This is a genomic window from Sphingomonas bacterium (assembly GCF_903644055.1).
In the GTDB taxonomy this organism is placed as follows: Bacteria; Pseudomonadota; Alphaproteobacteria; order Sphingomonadales; family Sphingomonadaceae; genus Sphingomonas_I.
Map to the genome: position 1 here is coordinate 1 of NZ_CAHJXD010000259.1, position 2,593 is coordinate 2,593.

Below are 2,593 nucleotides of genomic sequence, written 5' to 3' on the forward strand. Positions count from 1 at the left end.
TGGTGACCCCTACGGGAATCGAACCCGTGTTTTCGCCGTGAGAGGGCGACGTCCTAGACCGCTAGACGAAGGGGCCGTCGCTGTCGGAAGCGGGCCAACTAGAGGGCGCGGCGAATATCGTCAAGCAGCGGGAAGGGCGGCGGCATTGGCTGGCGGCTTGCCGGAGCGGAGCCCCGGGATACAATGCGTAGCGATGCGGACCACCTTCGACGATGCCGCCGTCCGGCTCTATCATCTCGATGGCGAGAGCGGCGAAGCGACGACCTTGCTCTATGGCACCTTGGCCGAGGCTCTGGCGCACGCCGCCGCTCAGCAGGAGGACACGCAGGCCGGCCTGTTTCTACAGACGAGCAACGATGTCGTCGCCTATCTCGATCTGATCGGAGGCTAAAAGGATCGGGGCAGCCCTAGCGGAGCTGCCCCGACACTTTCATCGTTACCGAGTCAGCGGTAGAAAACCTGCCCGCCGATCGTCGCGACATGCTGGCGCGTGCGGAAGAAGCCGTTGTTGCCGGCATAGGCCGCGCGGAAGAAGATCGCGCCGGGCGCCGCCGGCTCGGCATTGCCCGCCATCGCTTCCCGCGCGACATCGACCGCGGTCTTCCAGTCATCGCTGTCTTCGCGGGGATGATAAACGGTGGTGTTGAAGAACTGGCCGCGCTGGTTGGCGACCTCGCAGATCGAAGCGCCGAAGCGTCCGTTTCCGGATTTCAGGCGGTTGAGCAGGGTCTGCGCGACGGCGATCTGGCCGCGCCGGGGCTGCCCGCGCGATTCGTGGTGAACCACCTTGGCCATGCAATTGAGCGCCGCCTGATCCACCGCGGCGGTCGGCGCCTCGCTCTTGGCATCGTCCGCATCGTCGTCCGGCAGGGCAGCGGTCGCCGCCTGGGCGCGCTGGATCGGATCGGCGACCGGGGGCGCGAAGGATGCAAGCTCGTAAGGAAGGGTGAAAGCAGGGGTCTGCTCGGTGGCGGCGTTGACGCTCGCCGGAAACAAAGCCGCGAGCATGGCGAAGGCGCCGGCCGCGGAAAGGATTAGGGATCGCCTGATGGCGGTCATTTTTTGCTCTTCATATGCGCAAAACCGCATCGCCGGCCGGAACATTGGCCGCGCGTGCGAATTTAACGTCTTGGCGAAGGGCGAGTTACGCCAGCCCCCTGGCCCGCAGTACGCGTGCCCCTTCACGAGCCGCCGCGTCGCGTCAAACCATGGTCGATGAATCGTTACTTCGCTGCGGCAGAATGACGTGGCAATCAGGATGATTGGCGTTGATCCCCGGTTGAGGCATAAGGTTCCGACGCGCCCCGTCGGCGCGCTGGAGCGAGCGTGGGCGAGTTAGGGAGCATCACCGGCCGGGTAGAGACAGCGTTGCGCGAAGGCCTGGCCGCGCGCGGTGCCGAGGCGCTCCGCCGCGATCGCCTGCTCGCCGCGATCGCCTTGTTCTCCGGGCTCGGTTTCCTGATCGCGGCACCTTTCGCCTTGCGGGCGGCGGCCGGCTTCTTCCTGCCGCTTACCGCGGCGCTGGTGGTCGCGATCGCGCTGGTGCCGATGCTCGAATGGTTCGAGCGGCGCGGCGTGCCGCCGCCCGCCGCCGCCTTCTTGTGCATCGCGGCATTTTTCGTCGTTGCCAACGCCGCAGTGGTCTCGATCGTCGTGCCGGCGTCGGGCTGGTTCGCGGTGCTACCCGAGCGCGTCGTGCGCATTAGGCATAACCTGACCCCGCTGATCGAGCTTTATTCGAGCCTTGATCGCTTCATCAGCGATACCTCTTCCACCTTCATGCGCCATGCGCAGGCGAAGACCGTCACGCTTTCGACGCCCAACTCGCTGCTCGATATCGTCGCGACCTCGGCGCCGGTCGCGATCATCCAGCTCTTTTTCGCGACGCTGGTGGTCTATTTCTTCCTGTCCGGCTGGACGCGGATGCGCCGCCAGACGATCACCAGCCGCGGCAGCTTCTCGAGCGCGATGACTCTCGCGCGCGTGATCCAGCAGGTCGTCGACGCGACCTCGGCCTATCTGGCGACGATCACCGTCATCAACATCACGCTGGGGATGCTCGTTGCGTTCGGGCTGTGGATCATCGGGCTGCCGACGCCCCTGATGTGGGGCGGCATCGTCGCGCTGTTCAACTATATGCCCTATCTCGGGCCGATCATGGCGGCGGTGCTGCTGGCGCTGGGCGCGCTGATGAGCTTCCGCGACGCCTGGTACGCGGCCTTCCCGCCCTTGATCTTCATCGTCTGCCACCTGATCGAGGCCAATGTCGTGACCCCATCATTGGTCGGGCGGCGGCTGACGATCAATCCGCTGCTGATCCTCGTCGCGCTGAGCTTCTGGAGCTGGGTTTGGGGGGCGGCCGGCGCGCTGCTCGCGGTGCCGCTGCTGATCATCTGCAAGACCGTGCTTGCGGCGGCGGGCAAGCCCGATATCGCGGGCTTCCTGTTCGAAGAGGGCACGCTCACCAACCCACAGCCCGAGCCGATCGTCCCCGAGGGATAGAGTTGGAGCCTCCTGGCGGCCAATCCTGTTCAAGCTGAACCGTCACCCCGGCCTTGAGCCGGGGTCCCGCTTCTTCCTAAGCGTTGGCAGG

General features: G+C 65.8%; 3 protein-coding genes and 1 tRNA gene. 2 read left to right on the plus strand and 2 right to left on the minus strand.

The genetic code is table 11. From position 1 onward, the window contains the following. A tRNA-Glu gene (locus HUU94_RS11410) sits at window positions 1–76 on the minus strand. A gap of 117 nt (window positions 77–193) precedes the next feature. Between HUU94_RS11410 and HUU94_RS11415 the strand changes: the two genes are divergently transcribed. Then, window positions 194–391, plus strand: coding sequence for a hypothetical protein (locus tag HUU94_RS11415; RefSeq protein WP_174275198.1), 198 nt, complete (start codon window positions 194–196; stop codon window positions 389–391). Window positions 392–444: 53 nt separating this feature from the next. On the opposite strand, the gene HUU94_RS11420 is transcribed toward HUU94_RS11415, so the two are convergent. After that, on the minus strand, window positions 445–1,059 hold the full coding sequence (locus tag HUU94_RS11420) for a cell wall hydrolase (RefSeq protein WP_174275199.1): 615 nt from the start codon (window positions 1,057–1,059) through the stop codon (window positions 445–447). A 309-nt stretch (window positions 1,060–1,368) separates the two neighbouring features. Between HUU94_RS11420 and HUU94_RS11425 the strand changes: the two genes are divergently transcribed. Then, window positions 1,369–2,502, plus strand: coding sequence for an AI-2E family transporter (locus HUU94_RS11425; protein WP_254602162.1), 1,134 nt, complete (start codon window positions 1,369–1,371; stop codon window positions 2,500–2,502). Window positions 2,503–2,593 lie beyond the last annotated feature (91 nt).

What these genes read in the sequence shown, in the direction of transcription:
- HUU94_RS11420 (WP_174275199.1), bottom strand. Translation starts at nt 1,059, where the DNA reads ATGACCGCCATCAGGCGATCCCTAATCCTTTCCGCGGCCGGCGCCTTC.
- HUU94_RS11415 (WP_174275198.1), top strand. Translation starts at nt 194, where the DNA reads ATGCGGACCACCTTCGACGATGCCGCCGTCCGGCTCTATCATCTCGAT.